Here is a 14,254-nt window from a genome sequence, read left to right on the forward strand (position 1 = left end):
TTGTGAGGCTTTTTTATTTTGCAAGTTCCTCTTCGGGAATTGTATCAGTTAAGTTTTCAACATATTTTGAGAGGTTTTTTATAACTTCTTCATAAGGCAAACTTTTCTCAAGACGTATAAATTTTAGTCCTTTTTGTTTTGCCTTTCCATAAGAAATACTGCAAAAAGCTTCAGGTACAGTTACTACTACATCGGTTTTTTTGTCAAGGAGGAAATCTACAATAGCCCTTCTTCTTCCTTCTTTTAAAAAGTATCCAGGATTCTCATACTTTTCAATATTTTCTTTTTGTGTATCAAAAATAATTATATATGGCCCATCGGGAAGTTTTTCAACATAGTCCTCCTTTGTTATTGTAGCAGCTATTCTCATACAATTTGCCTCCTTATTTTAAATAAATTCTTCCTTAAAAAATTATACTTCTTTTCATAAGAGAAACAAAATTTGCTCTTTCTTTCGGCCCAGCTTCTTCGGCTTTACAAACTTTTATCTGCTCGGTCCAGGCCGTTGCTTTGTGCAAAACAGCCAATCTTTACATCTTCTACATTATGTTAAGTCTCTCATGACCATCTACTGAAATTTATGATGTACAAAATTTTAGATATTGTACCTAGTATATATTCTATGATATAATACAGTATATCATAAACGAGGAGTGAGAGTTTTGTTCAAAGGAATAAAGTGGCAGATTGTTTTGGTAACTTTTGTAGTAGTTTTTGGGTTTTTATTTGCTAGTTTTCAATTGTATCAAAATAAAATTTTGCCTGATAAAATTTCAAAAGATGTAAGTACGGTTAAATTTGTTAAAATGGTAACAATTTCAACTGATAATAATGGGTATATTATGAAAGTTAGACTAGGAGAAGTAGAAAATTTAATGGAAACTTATAAAGAAATAGAAAATAAGGTAAATAAATATCCTGTTAAGATAAATATTTTACTTATTGACAATCCTAATGAAAAATTAAATAATGTTTATTATAACTCTCAGTTTTCAATTTACGAAGGTATACAAAAAGGCGATTATATGAAAATGTATGATACAATAAGAGAAATTTCAAGTAAAAATGGTGTAAAGGCTTTTGTATATATTGATAAGCAAAATATTTATTTAAATTTAAGAGATGGTTCTCATTATTTATATAAAATAATACCGCGTGAGGCTTACAAGGGGGAAAGCTAAATGGTTAAAGAAATTTTACTGGGAATAACTATTGCGTTTACGATATTTGCAGCTTTTCTTGGTATAAATGTTACTCCTTTACTGCTTCTAGCAGGTATTTTTTTACTTTTTGATTATATAATAGAAAACAAAGGAATAATATCTGGAAGCAAGAATATTATTAAACCTGAATCGGAGATTTCTTTTGAAGACATCGGGGGACAAAGCACTGCTATCGCAGAACTAAAAGAGGCACTGGATTTTGTAATAAATAGAGAGAAAATATCTAAAATGGGTATACGACCTATCAAAGGGATATTACTTACAGGACCTCCTGGAACCGGTAAAACTTTATTAGCAAAAGCAGCTGCAAAATATACAAATTCGAGCTTTATAGCTACTTCGGGTAGTGAATTTATAGAAATGTATGCAGGGGTTGGTGCTCAAAGAGTTAGAAACCTATTTAAAACGGCAAAAAATATTGCTCGAAAAGAAGGAAAAAACAGTGCGATAATCTTTATTGATGAAATTGATATATTAGGAGTTAAAAGAGGAACTAACGAAAGCCATCATGAATACGACCAGACCCTTAATCAATTGTTGGTGGAAATGGATGGAATTAAAAGCGATGGAGAGGTAAATATTTTAGTAATTGCTGCAACAAACAGGCCAGATTTATTAGATCCTGCCCTTTTGAGACCTGGCAGATTTGACAGGGAAGTGGTTGTGGATTTACCAGATAAAAGTGGAAGGCTGCAAATTCTCAAAATTCACACTAAAAACAAGCCTTTAGGAGAAGATGTTAATCTTGAGGCTATAGCTGAAAACACCTTTGGATTTTCAGGAGCACATTTGGAGAGCCTGTGCAACGAAGCAGCGATTCTTGCTATGAGAGACAACTCTGATGTTATTTTGCAAAAACATTTTGTAGAAGCGGTGGACAAGGTTATACTAGGAGAAAAAAGTGACCGTAAACCTACGGAAGAAGAAATATTTAGAGTTTCTGTACACGAAGCTGGGCATGCAATAATAAGCGAAATGGTAAATCCAGGCTCTGTTGCAACAGTTACTATTGTTCCAAGAGGAAAAGCTCTTGGATTTGTAAGACATTTTGATAAAGAGGATTCCCTTATTTATACTAAAGAACAATTAGAGAAAGACATAATGATAGCCCTTGGAGGGACAGTAGCGGAACTTTTGATTTTAGGTAGTAGAAGTACAGGCTCTGCCAATGATTTTGAACAAGCAGTTGATATTGCAAAAAAGATGGTATATACTGGTTTGTCTGATTTGGGTATAGTCAGCAGAGAGGATGTTCCTAAAGATAAAGTCAATGAGGAAGTAAACAAAATCATTAAAGAGCAGGAAAAAAAGGTTCAAAAAATGTTGGAGGAAAAACTTGAGTATTTAGAAAAAATTGCAAATATTTTAAGAAAAGAAGAAACTATGTCAGGTGAGAAATTGAGGGAGCTCATAGGTCATTCTAACTTCTGCAAAAATTATACATTTAGCTTTTAGAAGCTTTGCGATATAATTGGTAATATTTATTAGAGCAACAGAATAACCAAGCTATTTTTTTGTAAAGAATTTTCTCCATATAGTTTATTTCAGTTTGTTAACAAAATATTATCATTGTTGGCATTTTGCATCGTTTGCTCCGGCGATATCGCAGACTAAACTAGCACTCGCCATCGGGCTCAAGCGGGGTTTCGGGCACATTCGTCATCCTTGACTTAGTGCCTGCTTCTGGTTTTGTAAAATTTAAATTTTCTTGTTATGTGAAATAAAATATTATAAAATATTCTTTAGGGCCAATAAAATACTTAAAAATTTAAGTATATATAATTGTGTAAAAATGCAGGCTTAAATGGATAAGGGATTGATGGAGGTGTTAGAAGAAAGATAAATAAGCTGGGAAGGACTTTACAAGAGAATAATAAAAAGAGGTGAAGAAAAGAATGAAGTTAGAAAATCTCACATTTAAGGGTGGGGTAACCGTACCACATCATAAGGATTTAACTGAAGGCCTTCCTATAGAAAGAGCAAGGGAACCCGAAGTAGTTTATATTCCATTGCATCAACATGCGGGAGCACCTTGTGAACCTTTAGTGAAAGTAGGAGATACTGTAAAAGTAGGTCAAAAGATTGGGCAATCTGATGCATTTGTATCTGCTCCGGTACATTCATCTGTCTCGGGCATAGTTAAAGACATTACGACTATGTTTATACCTACTGGTCAAAGGGTTAAATGTGTAATTATAGAATCAGATGGAAAGAATGAGCTAGACGAGTCTGTAAAACCAAAAGGAAGCCTGGAAGATTTATCTCCTAAAGAAATTATTGAGATAATTAGAGAGGCTGGTATTACAGGAATGGGAGGAGCTGGATTCCCAACTCATGTCAAATTATCACCTCCTTCTGACAAAAAAATCGATACTATTCTTGTAAATGGGGCAGAGTGTGAACCTTATTTAACAACTGACCATAGATTAATGGTTGAATATCCTGAAAAAATAGTATTTGGTTTAAAAGCAATTATGAAAGCAGTAGGAGTAGAAAGAGGAATCATTGGAGTAGAGAAAAATAAACCCGATGCCATATTGGCTTTAAGAGAGGCAAGTAAAAATGAGAAAAACATTCGAATAGCAACTTTAAAGGTGAAATATCCTCAAGGGGATGAGAAAAGATTAATTAATGCTATATTAAGGCGAATTGTCCCGTCTGGCGGATTGCCAATGGACGTAGGAGTTATAGTAGTCAATGCCGCTACTACTAAAGCAGTAGCTGATGCGATATTAGAAGGGAAACCTTTATATGAAAGAGTGACTACGATTACAGGCCGTGGAATTAAAGAACCAAAAAATCTTCTTGTTAAAATAGGAACGCCTCTTAAAGATTTGATAGAACAATGTGGAGGGTTTACTGAAGGATCTCCAGGCAAGATTATCAGTGGCGGACCTATGATGGGAATAGCTCAACATTCTCTAGATGTACCGATTATAAAGGGGACTGGTGGAATATTGATATTGACAAAAGAGGAGGCAAGACCACAGCAAGTACTACCATGTATTAAATGTGGTAAATGTGTTGAGGTATGTCCTGTAAACTTACTACCATTGTATATAAGTAGCTATTCTCTCAAGAAAAATTTTGAAAAGGCAGAAGAATACAATGCACTTGATTGTGTTGAATGTGGATCATGTTCTTATATATGTCCTGCTAAAAGACCTTTGGCAGAATCTATAAGACTAGCAAAAAGAGAGATAATTGCTAGAAAAAGAAATCTTAAATAGGTAGGAGGATTGAAATGCTAGCTAAAGTAGAAGAAGTCGTTTTACAAGATAAATTGATAGTTTCTTCATCTCCTCATATAAGATCTAATGAATCGGTAAAGAGGATAATGTTAGATGTGGTAATAGCTCTTACACCGGCTATTATAGGAAGTGTATATTTATTTGGTTTGAATGCTTTAAAATTAATATTAATTTCAGTAGTTTCATCTGTCTTATCCGAAGCATTAATTCAAAAATTATTTAAAAGACCTATTACTATAACAGATTTTTCTGCTGCAATAACTGGTATATTAATCGCGTTTAATTTACCGGCGAGTGCTCCTTGGTGGCTACCAGTAATAGGTTCTGCTTTTGCCATCATAGTTGTAAAACAACTTTTTGGTGGTTTAGGTGCGAATTTTATGAATCCAGCGTTAGCAGCGAGAGCAATGTTGATGACTTCATGGCCAGTTCATATGACAAACTATACTGGCACTAGACCAGACGTAGTCACATCAGCCACACCATTATCCATAATGAAATATGGTACAGGTGCTGAACTTCCAACATTGAGGGATATGTTTATAGGTAATATTCCAGGAGTTATTGGAGAAACTTCTGCTTTGTTATTGTTAATAGGTGCTGCATATTTGATAATAAGGAAAGTTATAGATTGGAAAATACCAGTATTTTATATAGGAACAACCTTTATCATGTTACTGTTATTAGGAGTTGAACCTAAATTATTACCATATCATATATTAGGCGGTGGATTAATACTTGGTGCTTTTTATATGGCTACAGATTATTCTTCCTCGCCAGTAACTCCCTTAGGTAGAATTATATTTGCAGTTGGGGCAGGTGTATTAACAGCAATAATTAGAATTAAAGGAGCTTATCCAGAAGGGGTGTCTTATTCAATACTACTAATGAACGTTGCAACTCCATTAATTGAGAAATTTACTAAACCTAGAGTATTTGGGAAGGTGAAATAGATGAAGGAGATAGCAAAAATAGGTTTAATTTTACTTTTAATAACTGCTGCTGCTGGAGTAATATTAGGAGTTTCAAATGCAATTACTTCAAAAAAGATAGCAGAAATAGAGAAAATTGCCAATAATGCAGCAAAACAAGAGGTATTGCAAGAAGCGGAAAGTTTTGTTACCTTAGATGAAAAGCGATTAAAGGAGATTGCTGGTTCTAATCAAAATGTGTTAGAAGTTAGTGAAGGTTATGACGGAAATTCGTCTCTTGTTGGATATGTATTTAAAATTACTTCTAATGGTTATGGTGGAGAAATTCAATTTATGGTTGGTATCTCTAAAAAAGGATATATTACGGGCATCAAAATCTTAAATCACAAAGAAACTCCAGGGCTTGGAGCAAATGCAACTAAGAGCTTCTTCACCGATGCCTTTAAAGGCAAATCTGTAGCTGACAAATTAGTTGTTGTTAAGCATCCTCCTAAAGCTGATAATGAAATACAAGCCCTTACTGGTGCAACTATAACGAGTAATGCAATAGTCAATGGTGTAAATATGGTGCGGGAAATATATAATTCAAAATTGGCTAATTAGTTAAATCGTGGAGGGATTAAGAATGAAATTATCCAAAATCTTTAGTAATGGCTTGGTTAAGGAAAATCCTATATATGTCCAAGCACTAGGTATGTGTTCAGTTTTAGCTGTAACTACTTCAGCAATTAATGGCTTGGCTATGGGATTAGCTGTAACAGCTGTATTAGTTGGTTCAAATTCAGTTGTTTCTTTATTAAGAAAAGTTATACCAGATAAAATTCGTATTCCAGCTTTTATTGTAGTTATTGCGACTTTTGTTACTGTAGTGGAAATGTTTATGAAAGCTTATACTCCTGCTCTTTACAATGCATTGGGAATTTTTATTCCTTTAATAGTTGTTAACTGCATAATTTTAGGAAGAGCGGAAGCTTTTGCTTCTAAAAATAATTTATTGACTTCCGTAATGGATGGTTTAGGCATGGGAGCAGGATACACTTTAGCAGTATTAATATTGGGAAGCATAAGAGAGATATTAGGATCTGGTAGTTTGTTTGGAATACAGCTATTTGGGGCAAGTTTTGAACCAGCACTAATTTTTATAATGCCACCAGGAGCGTTTATTGTACTTGGGATATTGATTGGGCTTTTTAATCATGCTAGAAGGAGAAAAGAAGTGTCTGAGACTGGGACAAAGGAGGAAGTTTTAGATGAATATATTTATAATATTGATTAATACAATATTTGTAAACAATTATGTTTTTGCCCGTTTTTTAGGGATATGTCCCTTCTTAGGTGTATCTAATAAAACAGAAACAGCTACTGGCATGGGTATGGCTGTAACTTTTGTAATTACGCTGTCATCAGTTATAACTTATATAATACATCACGCGATATTAGTTCCACTAAATTTAGAATATTTGCAAACTATCGTTTTTATACTTGTAATAGCTTCTTTAGTACAATTTGTTGAAATATTTCTTAAAAAAACTAGTCCTAATCTCTATGGTGCATTAGGTATATATCTTCCATTGATAACCACTAACTGTATAGTACTAGGAGTTGCCCTATTAAATATTCAAGAAGGCTATACATTGATTGAAACGATTTTTAATGCCTTAGGAGCATCTATTGGTTTTGCTATAGCATTGTTGCTTATGGCCGGAATAAGAGAGAAGCTTGAAATAATAGATGTTCCAAAGGTTTTGGAGGGCGTGCCAATCGCATTAATAACTGCGGGCCTTATATCCATAGCATTTTTGGGATTTAATGGGCTTGTTTAGGAGGTAATAAAATGAGTGGTATATTGTATGCAATAGTAGTATTAGGTGGATTAGGATTTTTATTTGGGTCAAGTCTTTCTTTAGCATCTAAAATTTTTGCTTTGGAAACAAATCCAAAAGTAAAAAAGATAAGAGAAGTTTTACCAGGTGCAAACTGCGGAGCTTGCGGATATCCGGGCTGCGATGCCTATGCTAATGCAATTGTAGAGGGGAAAGCTCCAGTAAATGCTTGTAGTGTTGGGGGAAATTCTGTAGCAAAAAAAATTGCGGAGATAATGGGAGTCGACGATGTAGAAGTGGAAAGAAAAGTAGCCACTGTATTATGCCAAGGAGATCGTAGTAAAGCAAAAGATAAATATCTATATAATGGTATAAGGGACTGTAGAGCCCAGAATATATTGGCTGGAGGATGCAAATCCTGCCCATACGGTTGTTTGGGTTGTGGTACCTGCGTAGATGTTTGTGATTATGGTGCAATTCAAATCATTAATGGAGTTGCTGTTATAGATAAAGAAAAATGCGTAGCTTGCAAAGCATGTATAGAGGTTTGCCCAAAAGGAATAATTGAGCTTGTCCCCTATAACCAAGAAGTGATAATAAAATGTAAGAGTAATGATCCGGGTAAGGTAGTTAGAGGCTATTGTAGCGTTGGATGTATTGGATGTCAAATATGTGTTAGAAGTTGCCCCGAAAAAGCAATCACTTTTGAAAATTATTTAGCAAAGATAAATTATGAAAAATGTACCAATTGTGGGATTTGTGCCGAAAAATGTCCTACAGGTTCCATATTTTCCAGTCTAAAGCAGGTCAACGAGAAAGCGCAATAATTTAGAGCCTATAACTAGGCTCTTTTTTATTTTTCTACAATTATTTTGCTTTTGTAAAAAGAAAATGTAAGCAGGAATAAAGACTATCAGCCATTAGAGGAGAATATAAATTAATAACATTGAATGAGAACTAAAGAAAATTTAGATTTATTAGAATAGAGATTGATGACAAAATTATAGATAAAGCAATAGAAATTGCCAATTCGTAAATTTTTTAATAAAATTTTGATTTTAAGAGAGGAATATTTATTTTTTTGTAGAATATTATTTATTGTGTGTTAAAACAAACATTTATAGGTGTAAAAGGTGGCAATAAAATGAGTAGGATTTTAGTTTTAGACGATAATAAGGGAATCTGTAGTTTAATAGAAGAAATTTTCACAATGGATGGACATGAAGTAAGGTCCTATAGTGATATTAGCCTTTTTGACAGAGAGATAGAGAAATTTAGACCCGATATAGGACTATTTGATTTACACATGGCAAAGGATATGTTAAAAATTATTAAAAAAGTTAAGAGTATCTATCCAAACATGAAAGGTATTATAATGTCAGCTGATGAGCCACAAGAACCTTTTACGGAATTTCCTTTTATATCTAAACCTTTTGACATAATAGCACTAAGGAATTTAGTTTATGAGAACTTAAAGCAGGAAATGATTGTATAATGTTTGTAAAAGGTACGTTTGTACCTTTTTATATTTTTCTTGTGCTAGCTTTAAACAAATGCTATAATGAAAAAGTAATGTTATATAATATTTGGGCAGCATTTTAAAATCAGTTGTAGTAAAGGAGTTGTTGCTAATGTTAGTAACAGGTATAGAGATATTAAAAAAAGCCCATAAAGAAGGATATGCAGTTGGAGCTTTTAACACCAGTAATTTAGAAATTACTCAAGCTATTGTGGAAGCAGCAGAAGAGACTAAATCACCAGTTATAATACAAGTCAGTGAAGGTGGGCTTAAATATGCTGGTATTGAGACGATTTCGTCTATTGTTAGAACAATGGCTGAAAAAGCTTCAGTTCCAGTTGCTCTTCACCTTGACCACGGTACAGATTTCAATACGGTCATGAAATGCTTAAGAAATGGTTGGACTTCTGTAATGATGGATGCCTCAAAATTGCCCCTCGAAGAAAATATAAAAGTGACGAAAACTGTAGTAGAAATTGCTCACGGAATGGGGGTTTCTGTTGAAGCTGAAATCGGGAAAATTGGTGGTACAGAGGATAACATAACAGTAGATGAAAGAGAAGCGGCTATGACAGACCCAGAAGAAGCTTTAAAATTTGCAAAAGAAACGGGAATAGATTATTTAGCTATAGCTATCGGGACAGCTCATGGGCCTTACAAAGGAGAACCTAAGCTTGATTTTGACAGACTTAAAAAGATAAAAGAAATGCTTAATATTCCTTTAGTTTTACACGGGGCTTCAGGAGTTCCTGAAGAGGCTATAAAAAAAGCAGTGAGTCTGGGCATAAATAAGATAAATATAGATACTGATATAAGACAAGCATTTGCAAGAAGATTGAGAGAACTTATAGAAAAAGATAGTGAAGTGTATGACCCCAGAAAAATTTTAGGTCCTTGCAAAGATGCGATGAAAGAAGTAATTAAGCAAAAAATGATTTTGTTTGGCGCAGCAGGAAAAGCATAATCTAAAGCAGGCTTTCACCTGCTTTTTGTTTTTTATGTATAAATTTTCTACAAATTGTCAATTATAAATTTGGAACTGAAAATAACTACTTGACATTCCAAAAAAATATAAATAAAATAGAATAAGATTATACGTATTCATTTCTTTTAGCATTTTCTTTTTGTGTTTTTAATAATAAGTATCTTTTGCGAAAAGTATGTTTGCTTAAAGCCACATTTTTATCTTCTAAGTAACTTCCCTGTTGCACTTTTTTAAAATGAGGTAGTGAAGACTTGATTTGTTAAAATTATTATTTTGGGAGGTGTACTTTTGGATTTTGATATTAATACTTTGGAAAATTTAAGTTTGATGGAACTAAGAGAGATAGCAAAGGAGTTAGGTATTAAAAGTATTACGAAATACAGAAAACAAGAGCTAAAAGAAAAAATTTTAGAAAAAGCTAATCAAGCAAATGAAAAAAATTTAATTCAAAAGGATAACAAAAAAGAAGAAGGTTTAAATGAAAGGCAAACTCAAAAGTCACACGAAAGTGCAGCAGAGAAAAATACAGATGGCACTTTAAATTACGATTCTAATGTATCGAGAAATGGCCATGTAAAATCTATTAGTGCTGAAAATGCCGCAAATAGCTTACAAGCTCAAACAATTTCTGCAAAAGATATTTTGCCAATTGTTAAAGAACTTTCTGACCCTTTAAAAGAACTTATACAGACGCAAGGTGATGTAGTGGCAGAAGGCATTCTTGATATTTTGCCAGATGGTTACGGATTTTTAAGAGTTGAAAACTTTGTTCAGGGACCTAAAGATATATATATTTCTCAATCCCAAATAAGACGCTTTGGCTTAAAAGTTGGCGACAAAGTACGAGGGATCACAAGGATTCCTCGAGAAGGGGAAAAGTATTCTGCGATTCTTTATGTGGAATCTATAAATGGTGAAGATCCCGAAAATGCCAAGAAAAGGATTCCTTTTGATGAATTGACTCCTATTTTTCCTAATGAAAAACTGAGATTAGAAACATCCCCTACAGAATTTTCTATGAGATTGGTAGATATTATTGCTCCTATAGGTAAAGGGCAAAGAGGTATGATTGTTGCACCGCCAAAAGCAGGAAAAACAACTTTACTTAAGCAAATTGCCAATAGCATTTCACATAACCATCCAGAAGTTATTCTCATAGTGCTTTTAATTGATGAACGACCTGAAGAAGTGACTGACATGAAACGCTCTATAAAAGGAGAAGTAGTGTATTCTACTTTTGATGAACCGCCAGAACATCATATCAAAGTGGCTGAAATGGTATTAGAACATGCTAAAAGACTTGTAGAGTATAAAAAGGATGTGGTGATTCTTTTAGATAGTATTACTAGGTTGGCGAGAGCTTATAATCTTGTTACACCTCCTTCAGGAAGAACTCTTTCTGGTGGTATTGACCCTTCTGCATTACATCCTCCGAAAAGATTTTTCGGAGCAGCCAGGAATATAGAAGAAGGTGGGAGTTTAACTATCCTTGCTACTGCTTTGATTGAAACGGGAAGTCGTATGGATGATGTTATATTTGAAGAATTTAAAGGAACAGGTAATATGGAACTTCATCTTGACAGAAAATTACAGGAAAGAAGAATATTCCCTGCTATTGATATATACAAATCGGGTACAAGAAAGGAAGAATTGCTGCTTACTAAAGAAGAATTGGAGGCCATGTGGATATTAAGAAAAGCTATGTCGAATTTACCTGCTACAGAGGTTACAGAGATGTTAATTGAAAAATTAATACGAACTAAATCTAATGCAGAGTTTATAAATATGATAAGAGCACAATTATATAAATCTTGATATTGTGCATAACTTGTGTTATAATTTCTCCGTATGAGTTTTGGGCGAAAGAGGTGAAAGCTGTGAAACCGAATATACATCCTACCTATTATCATGATGCGGTTGTAAGGTGTGCATGTGGAAATACTTTTATAACAGGCTCTACAAAGAAAGAAATTAGAGTAGAAATATGTTCCAAATGCCATCCTTTCTTTACAGGCCAGCAGAAGATTGTGGATACTGGTGGAAGAGTTGAAAGATTTAGGAAGAGATTTAATTTAGAAGAAAAATAATCTGGGGGTTAGAGTGGAGAAAACTCTAACCTTTTGTTTTTAATTTGACATTAAGAAAGGTGGTTTTTATGATATACGGTTCATTAGATCATGGCTTTATAGAAGTTATAGTTGGTCCTATGTTTAGCGGTAAAAGTGAAGAACTAATAAGAAGGATTAAAAGGGCACAAATTGCCAAACAAAAAGTACAAGTCTTTAAACCGGCCATTGATAATAGATATTCTATTGACAAAGTGGTATCCCACAATGGCACTAATATAAATGCTATTAGTGTAGTAAAGGCATCTGAAATAATTGAGCATTTAGAAGAAGACACAGATGTTATCGCAATTGATGAAATTCAGTTTTTTGATCATTTACTTGTGGATGTTGTAAGGGAAATTGCAGATTTAGGTAAAAGAGTCATTTGTGCTGGGTTGGATATGGATTTTAGGGGAGAACCTTTTGGCCCTACTCCTGATGTAATGGCAATTGCGGAGTCCGTGGATAAGTTGACAGCTATATGTGTGAAATGTGGCAATCCTGCTACTCGCACTCAAAGGCTTATCAATGGAAAACCTGCAAGGTATGATGACCCAATCATTTTAGTAGGGGCGTACGAAACATATGAGGCAAGGTGTCGAAAATGCCATGAAGTTCCCCGTACCTAGAAAAGAGGTGTGAAGATGAAGAAAACTGATATAGGTGGTCAAGCAGTAATTGAAGGAGTTATGATGAGAGGACACAACAGCGTAGCGACAGCTGTAAGAAAAGGAGATGAAATAATTATAAAGAAAGAGTATGTAAAACCTTTGACTAAAAGGAATAAATTTTTTTCATTGCCTTTTATAAGAGGTACTTTTGCTCTTTTTGATTCTCTTATTGTAGGTGTTAAAAGCCTTACTTATTCTGCAGAACTTTTTGAAGAAAAAGATGAAGAAAATATTTCAAAATTTGACTTATTTTTACAAAAAGTTTTTGGAGATAAGTTAGAGGATATTTTGATGTATTTTTCTGTCGTTATATCTTTAATTTTATCAATTATCATATTTTTTATTGGGCCGACATATGTAGCCGATTATATCAAATTGTTTACAAAAAATACTGTAGTTATAAATTTTGTCGAAGGATTGTTAAGAGTTGCTATTTTTATTTTGTATCTTGTATTAATATCACAGATGAAAGATATAAAGAGAATATTCGAGTATCATGGGGCAGAGCATAAAGCTATTCATTGCCTTGAGCATGAGGAGGAATTGACAGTGGAAAATGCCCGCAAATATACTACTTTACACCCTCGCTGTGGGACAAATTTTCTTTTTATAGTTATGATTGTCTCGATAATAATTTTTTCTTTTTTAAAATGGCCTACTTTTTATATAAGAATACTCAGTAGAATTCTTTTGCTTCCTGTAGTTGCTGGTATATCTTATGAAATAATAAAATTAGCAGGGCGAAGTGACAATAAAATAATAAGGGTTTTTATTTATCCTGGCTTGCTGTTACAAAAGCTTACTACAAGAGAGCCAGATGACAGCCAATTAGAAGTTGCTATTGCATCGCTTAAAAGTGTTTTAGAAGATGAGGGAGGACAAGAATTTGAAAGTATATGAGGCAATAAATTGGGGGGCAAAAGAGTTAAAAGGGGTATGCGATAATCCTAGGCTTGAAGCTGAATTGCTTTTAGCCCATTGTTTTGAAATTAATAGAACTGCTCTTTTTCTTAGAAGAGAAGAGGAAATATCTAAGGAACAATTGGAACGCTTTTTAGAATTTATAAATATGAGAAAGTCTCATATACCTTATCAATATATTGTAAAAAAACAATATTTTATGGGGTTAGAATTTTTTGTGGATGAAAATGTGTTAATACCCCGACCAGAAACAGAAATTCTTGTAGAAGAAACATTAAAAAGGTTAAAAAGGGGAGATGTAGTTTTAGATATTGGCACGGGAAGTGGTGCCATAGCTGTAAGCATAGCTAAATATTTTCCGGATTGTACTGTGTATGCGGTTGATATCAGTAAAAAAGCTATTGAAATTGCAAAGCATAATGCAAAAAAGCAAGGGGTTTTAGATAGAATCTTCTTTATAGAAAGTGACCTTTTTTGTAATCTTCCGCCAAATTTAAAATTTGACTTTATTGTGTCAAATCCTCCCTATATTAAAAAAAGAGAAATTGAGCTATTGCAGGAAGAAGTAAAAAAAGAACCTATTGTGGCGTTAGATGGAGGAGAAGACGGACTTTTTTTCTACAAAAAGATTATAAGAGAAGCTCCTTTTTATATAAAATCGGGTGGAAAAATTGGTTTTGAGATAGGATATAGTCAGAAAGAGGAAGTAACTACTCTTTTAGAAGAAAGTGGATTTAAAGATGTTGAAATAATTAAAGATTTAGCGGGTATTGATAGGGTGATAATAGCGGAGCATAAGCTATAGTTTTCACAAAAGATAA

The 14,254-nt window shown here is 33.6% G+C and carries 16 protein-coding genes; 15 read left to right on the plus strand and 1 reads right to left on the minus strand.

What is annotated here, in order from left to right; all coding sequences use genetic code 11:
• Positions 1-13: 13 nt before the first annotated feature.
• On the minus strand, positions 14-370 hold the full coding sequence (locus TMATH_RS00865) for a NifB/NifX family molybdenum-iron cluster-binding protein (RefSeq protein WP_012994284.1): 357 nt from the start codon (positions 368-370) through the stop codon (positions 14-16).
• Between the two features lie 292 nt (positions 371-662).
• Between TMATH_RS00865 and TMATH_RS00870 the strand changes: the two genes are divergently transcribed.
• The 15 genes from TMATH_RS00870 to prmC all read left to right on the plus strand — a co-directional run bounded on the left by TMATH_RS00870 (position 663) and on the right by prmC (position 14,238).
• Positions 663-1,181, plus strand: a complete 519-nt coding sequence (locus TMATH_RS00870; RefSeq protein WP_012994285.1) for a hypothetical protein — start codon at positions 663-665, stop codon at positions 1,179-1,181.
• Positions 1,182-2,678: an AAA family ATPase gene (locus tag TMATH_RS00875; protein ID WP_012994286.1), complete on the plus strand. Its 1,497-nt coding sequence runs from the start codon at positions 1,182-1,184 to the stop codon at positions 2,676-2,678. It abuts the gene before it with no gap.
• Between the two features lie 440 nt (positions 2,679-3,118).
• Complete coding sequence (gene rsxC, locus TMATH_RS00880; RefSeq protein ID WP_012994287.1) at positions 3,119-4,453, plus strand: electron transport complex subunit RsxC; 1,335 nt, start codon at positions 3,119-3,121, stop codon at positions 4,451-4,453.
• A 14-nt stretch (positions 4,454-4,467) separates the two neighbouring features.
• The gene (locus TMATH_RS00885; protein ID WP_013149612.1) at positions 4,468-5,427 is read left to right on the plus strand and encodes an RnfABCDGE type electron transport complex subunit D; all 960 of its coding nucleotides are present in this window, start codon (positions 4,468-4,470) and stop codon (positions 5,425-5,427) included.
• Positions 5,428-6,009 carry an RnfABCDGE type electron transport complex subunit G gene (locus TMATH_RS00890; protein ID WP_013149613.1) on the plus strand — a complete coding sequence of 194 codons (582 nt, stop codon included), beginning with the start codon at positions 5,428-5,430 and terminating at the stop codon, positions 6,007-6,009.
• Between the two features lie 22 nt (positions 6,010-6,031).
• Positions 6,032-6,682, plus strand: coding sequence for an electron transport complex subunit RsxE (gene rsxE / locus TMATH_RS00895; protein WP_012994290.1), 651 nt, complete (start codon positions 6,032-6,034; stop codon positions 6,680-6,682).
• Positions 6,657-7,229, plus strand: coding sequence for an electron transport complex subunit RsxA (rsxA, locus tag TMATH_RS00900; RefSeq protein ID WP_013149614.1), 573 nt, complete (start codon positions 6,657-6,659; stop codon positions 7,227-7,229). The genes rsxE and rsxA overlap by 26 nt, the downstream gene beginning before the upstream one ends.
• Positions 7,230-7,240: 11 nt before the next feature.
• Positions 7,241-8,056 carry an RnfABCDGE type electron transport complex subunit B gene (locus TMATH_RS00905; protein WP_013149615.1) on the plus strand — a complete coding sequence of 272 codons (816 nt, stop codon included), beginning with the start codon at positions 7,241-7,243 and terminating at the stop codon, positions 8,054-8,056.
• A gap of 317 nt (positions 8,057-8,373) precedes the next feature.
• Entirely contained in the window at positions 8,374-8,724 is a 351-nt protein-coding gene (locus tag TMATH_RS00910) for a response regulator (RefSeq protein ID WP_012994293.1), read from the plus strand.
• Positions 8,725-8,860: 136 nt separating this feature from the next.
• Positions 8,861-9,712 (plus strand): class II fructose-1,6-bisphosphate aldolase, encoded by an 852-nt coding sequence (locus TMATH_RS00915; RefSeq protein ID WP_012994295.1) that lies wholly within the window; start codon positions 8,861-8,863, stop codon positions 9,710-9,712.
• 309 nt (positions 9,713-10,021) lie between these two features.
• Complete coding sequence (gene rho, locus TMATH_RS00920; RefSeq protein WP_013149616.1) at positions 10,022-11,548, plus strand: transcription termination factor Rho; 1,527 nt, start codon at positions 10,022-10,024, stop codon at positions 11,546-11,548.
• A gap of 62 nt (positions 11,549-11,610) precedes the next feature.
• A complete protein-coding gene (rpmE, locus tag TMATH_RS00925) occupies positions 11,611-11,820 on the plus strand; it encodes a 50S ribosomal protein L31 (RefSeq protein WP_003867319.1) in 210 nt (69 codons plus the stop codon).
• Between the two features lie 68 nt (positions 11,821-11,888).
• Positions 11,889-12,470, plus strand: a complete 582-nt coding sequence (locus TMATH_RS00930; RefSeq protein WP_013149618.1) for a thymidine kinase — start codon at positions 11,889-11,891, stop codon at positions 12,468-12,470.
• 15 nt (positions 12,471-12,485) lie between these two features.
• Entirely contained in the window at positions 12,486-13,412 is a 927-nt protein-coding gene (locus tag TMATH_RS00935; protein WP_013149619.1) for a DUF1385 domain-containing protein, read from the plus strand.
• Positions 13,399-14,238 carry a peptide chain release factor N(5)-glutamine methyltransferase gene (prmC, locus tag TMATH_RS00940; protein ID WP_013149620.1) on the plus strand — a complete coding sequence of 280 codons (840 nt, stop codon included), beginning with the start codon at positions 13,399-13,401 and terminating at the stop codon, positions 14,236-14,238. Before TMATH_RS00935 ends, prmC begins: the two co-directional genes overlap by 14 nt.
• Positions 14,239-14,254 lie beyond the last annotated feature (16 nt).

This window comes from Thermoanaerobacter mathranii subsp. mathranii str. A3 (genome assembly GCF_000092965.1).
Classification (GTDB): Bacteria; Bacillota; Thermoanaerobacteria; order Thermoanaerobacterales; family Thermoanaerobacteraceae; genus Thermoanaerobacter; species Thermoanaerobacter thermocopriae.

Excerpts from the sequence above, each read along its gene's own strand:
- TMATH_RS00885 (WP_013149612.1), top strand. The coding sequence starts at position 4,468 with ATGCTAGCTAAAGTAGAAGAAGTCGTTTTACAAGATAAATTGATAGTT.
- TMATH_RS00935 (WP_013149619.1), top strand. The coding sequence starts at position 12,486 with ATGAAGAAAACTGATATAGGTGGTCAAGCAGTAATTGAAGGAGTTATG.
- TMATH_RS00915 (WP_012994295.1), top strand. The coding sequence starts at position 8,861 with ATGTTAGTAACAGGTATAGAGATATTAAAAAAAGCCCATAAAGAAGGA.
- rsxC (WP_012994287.1), top strand. The coding sequence starts at position 3,119 with ATGAAGTTAGAAAATCTCACATTTAAGGGTGGGGTAACCGTACCACAT.
- TMATH_RS00865 (WP_012994284.1), bottom strand. The coding sequence starts at position 370 with ATGAGAATAGCTGCTACAATAACAAAGGAGGACTATGTTGAAAAACTT.
- rsxA (WP_013149614.1), top strand. The coding sequence starts at position 6,657 with ATGAATATATTTATAATATTGATTAATACAATATTTGTAAACAATTAT.
- TMATH_RS00890 (WP_013149613.1), top strand. The coding sequence starts at position 5,428 with ATGAAGGAGATAGCAAAAATAGGTTTAATTTTACTTTTAATAACTGCT.
- TMATH_RS00875 (WP_012994286.1), top strand. The coding sequence starts at position 1,182 with ATGGTTAAAGAAATTTTACTGGGAATAACTATTGCGTTTACGATATTT.
- rsxE (WP_012994290.1), top strand. The coding sequence starts at position 6,032 with ATGAAATTATCCAAAATCTTTAGTAATGGCTTGGTTAAGGAAAATCCT.
- TMATH_RS00930 (WP_013149618.1), top strand. The coding sequence starts at position 11,889 with ATGATATACGGTTCATTAGATCATGGCTTTATAGAAGTTATAGTTGGT.
- TMATH_RS00910 (WP_012994293.1), top strand. The coding sequence starts at position 8,374 with ATGAGTAGGATTTTAGTTTTAGACGATAATAAGGGAATCTGTAGTTTA.
- TMATH_RS00905 (WP_013149615.1), top strand. The coding sequence starts at position 7,241 with ATGAGTGGTATATTGTATGCAATAGTAGTATTAGGTGGATTAGGATTT.